The 3,366-nt window shown below is 69.1% G+C and carries 4 protein-coding genes; 3 read left to right on the forward strand and 1 reads right to left on the reverse strand.

Annotation, left to right across the window (positions count from 1 at the left end; translation table 11 throughout):
• Window positions 1-1,043: LLM class flavin-dependent oxidoreductase (locus tag IRZ30_RS16575; protein WP_294086765.1), on the reverse strand; the 1,043-nt coding region annotated here is incomplete at its 3' end.
• Between the two features lie 89 nt (window positions 1,044-1,132).
• Here IRZ30_RS16575 and IRZ30_RS16580 point away from each other — a divergent pair.
• The 3 genes from IRZ30_RS16580 to IRZ30_RS16590 all read left to right on the forward strand — a co-directional run bounded on the left by IRZ30_RS16580 (window position 1,133) and on the right by IRZ30_RS16590 (window position 2,576).
• Entirely contained in the window at window positions 1,133-1,657 is a 525-nt protein-coding gene (locus IRZ30_RS16580) for a helix-turn-helix domain-containing protein (RefSeq protein WP_294086767.1), read from the forward strand.
• 61 nt (window positions 1,658-1,718) lie between these two features.
• On the forward strand, window positions 1,719-1,913 hold the full coding sequence (locus IRZ30_RS16585) for a hypothetical protein (RefSeq protein ID WP_294086769.1): 195 nt from the start codon (window positions 1,719-1,721) through the stop codon (window positions 1,911-1,913).
• 3 nt (window positions 1,914-1,916) lie between these two features.
• Window positions 1,917-2,576: a DsbA family oxidoreductase gene (locus tag IRZ30_RS16590; protein ID WP_294086771.1), complete on the forward strand. Its 660-nt coding sequence runs from the start codon at window positions 1,917-1,919 to the stop codon at window positions 2,574-2,576.
• Window positions 2,577-3,366: the final 790 nt, after the last annotated feature.

Raw genomic sequence — 3,366 nt, forward strand, 5'->3', positions numbered from 1 at the left:
CCGCGCATGTACGTCGACCGGACACGCGCGTACTCCACGTCGCCCGGCTCGATGGCGACCTCGGCCAGCGACGGCGGGATGGCATCGTAGTCGATTCCAGGGCGGCGTCGGGCCCGCGCCGCGGCACGGCGGATTCGCACGCCGAAGTGCCCCGCCGGGAAAGCTCGCTCCACTTCGGCGCGCAGGGTTGGGACAACCTCAGTCGCGAACCGCTCGATCGTCTCCGGGTCGTCGGACGCGAGGATGATGGCGCCGATGCCGTCATCGACCACCAGGGGCAAGAGGTCTTCGACCCACTGCTCGCTCGGCCCGTTCAGGAAGCCGCCGCGCGATTGCGAGAAGCGCCCGGAGACGTTGACCAGCCGGCGGATCTCCCGCGGATCCCGCCCGGCAGCACGGGCGGCCTCGTCGATGATCCGGTTTCCGGCGGCGAGGTCGCCCGGATGGATGTACCCGAGGGAGGGCAGCCAACCATCCGCCTTCCGGCCGATCAGGCGCAGCATCCGCGGCTTGTAGGCACCGACCCAGATCGGGATGTCGTGCGCGGGCACCGGCCCGGGTCGCGCGCCCTCCAGCCGGTAATGCTCGCCCGCGAACCGTAGGGAGCGGGCGGCGGTGGTGTCCCAGATCGCGCGGATGACATCAATTGCTTCGTCGAGCGCCTCCACCGACTCGCCCGGCGTGAGCCGCCGCCCGCCCATCGCCGCAATGGCCTCCCAGAACGTCCCGGCGCCCAGACCCAGCGCCAGGCGACCGCCGGAGAGCAGATCCAGGCTCGCCGCCGCGCGTGCGAGCACCGCCGGCGAGCGCAGCGGCAGGTTGGCCACGTTGGGCGCGAGGTGGATACGCTCGGTCCGGCCCGCAACCCAGCTCAGTAAGGTCCAGGTATCGAGAAACCGCGGCTGGTAAGGATGATCCTGGAAGGTCACCAGATCCAGCCTGACCCGCTCGGCAAGCTGGGCGAGCTCCACGACCGCTTCCGGATCCTGGCTCTGCGGGGTGATAAAGACTCCGAACTGTAACTCGTGACCGTAGTTCGCCATGACGCCCCTCCGACGGCTCCTGGTCGACCGGCCAACTATACCCACACAGAGGTTGACATGTCAACCATTAGAGGGGTAGAATCAGCGCCATGAATACCGAGGTATCGTCGCGACCGCTGTCAAACATGGAGGTGTGGCGCCGCTACTGCCTCGTCCAGGCGCACCTGATGGGCTACCTGGCGCGCCAGCTCACCCGAGCCACCGGGCTGTCGGAGGCCGACTTCCAGGTTCTCGACGCGCTGCTCGATGCCCCCGGCCAGCGTGCCCGCGCGCGGGAGCTGCGCTGGACGCTGCAGTGGGAGAAGAGCCGGCTCTCGCACCAGCTCCGGCGCATGGTCGCCCGCGGGCTGATTGACCGGCAGGCCTGTGCCGAGGACGCGCGGGGCGCGAACGTCGTTCTCACCGACGCCGGGCGCGAGGCCGCCCGTCGTGCGCGGCAGGTACGGGAAGAGTCCCTGCGGGCGATCGTCTTCGACACCCTAGGGCCGGAGCACATGGTCCACCTGCACGAGGTGACGACCCTGCTCGCCGACCGGCTCGCCCGGGCCGCCCAGGAGGACCCGGACTGCCTGGCGGCTTACCGGGAAGCCTTCGAGGCAGACGAAGGAGCCTGACCAGAGTGCGCACCCGGCGCCACGACGTGACGCGGCCATGCGCTATCGTGAGGAGGCAGCGATGCACCAGCAACCGGCCGAACACACCGGCCCGGCGATGGATGAGCAGCGCTCACCACAGCCGACCGGGACAGGTACGACCGAGGGCGGCGAGACGACCACGCCCCCGGCCGCGCAGGACCTCGTGATGCTGATCACCGACGACGCGGGCGTCTGCACCGGCGACGCCTGCACCCTACCGGTAAAGGACGACTGAGCGATGCGGGTTGAGATCTGGTCCGATATCGTGTGTCCCTGGTGCTACATCGGCAAGCGCCGCTTCGAGCGGGCGCTCGCCGGCTTCCCCCACGCTGACGAGGTGGAGGTTGTCTGGCGCAGCTTCCAACTGAACCCCGACCACCCTAAGGGGGCACGCGTGCCGCTGGAAGAGTCGCTCGCTGCGAAGATGGGCGCCACGGTCGAGCAAGTCCGCGCCATGAACGCCCGGGTGAAGGCCATCGCCGCCGAAGAGGGGCTGGAGTACGACTTCGACCGCTACAAGGTCGTGAACACCTTCGACGCCCACCGCCTGACCCATCTGGCCAAGGCCTATAACCTCAGCGCCGAGCTCCACGAGCGCTTCCTCCGGGCGCAACTGGTCGAAGGCGAGGTGCTCGACGACCCGGACACCCTCGTCCGGCTGGCCGCCGAGGTCGGCGTCCCCGAGGACGAAGCACGCCGGGTGCTCGAGGACGACGACTTCGCGGCCGAGGTAGAAGCGGACAGCGCGGAGCTTCGTGCTCTGGGCGGGAACGGCGTGCCGTTCTTCGTGATCGACCGCCGCTTCGGCATCTCCGGCGCGCAGCCGACCGAAGTTTTCCAGCGGGCCCTCGCCATGGCCCACGACGCCGCAACTCAAGAGTCACCCTCTGGCCGATAAACGGGCCACAATGCGTCCAGCCCAGCATTCGGGGCTGGACGCTGCTGCCCAATCCCCCAGGGGCTGAGTTGTGCCCACCTGATCCATCCCAGATGCAACGAGACAATGAGTCGGCGGGGTAGTGAGAGGGTTCTGGCGCCGTGGCATGTGCCCGGGGAGTAGAGATGGCGTTTGACGAATTCCATGGATGTACGCGCTCGGCCCGTGCCCGGGGCTCAAGCCGCCGGGCTGACCACGAAAGCCGGCTGAAGCCGGCTGAGGACGCTGGGTCCGATCGGTGACCGAACCGGGCACGCCGGGGTGTGGGCAGCACAGCCCCTTCAGTGGGCTTACCCCTCTTCAGCCCGGCGGCTTTAGCCCCGGGCACGGGTCGAGCGGCGCGCACCGTAACACCATGGGGTACACCCAGGTTCGCCCCAGCCGGCTTTAGCCGGCTTCGCTTTGTCAGCCCGGCGGCTTGAGCCCCGGGCACGCGCCACGGCGTGAGATCCTTCACGCCACCCATCCGCAAGCACGCGCCACATCCCGCCGCATACCAAAGCGGCGGCTCGGGCCGCCGCACTCCAAATCGTTCTCCAGCCGGCTTCAGCCGGCTTCTGTTGTGAGCCCGGCGGCTTGAGCCCCGGGCACGTGCCTGGGCGTTGGGGACCGGATCACCGGGAGCGATGTCCTGAAGGGTTCCAGCCGGCTTATGAACTTTGACGAATTAATCCGGTAAACGCGACAGCCGTCCGCGCCCCCGCGTTGTCATCCTGAGCGGCGCCGGGGGCGGCGGCCAGCCGGCCCCGGC

This window comes from Sphaerobacter sp. (assembly GCF_019683595.1).
Lineage (GTDB): Bacteria > Chloroflexota > Chloroflexia > Thermomicrobiales > Thermomicrobiaceae > Sphaerobacter.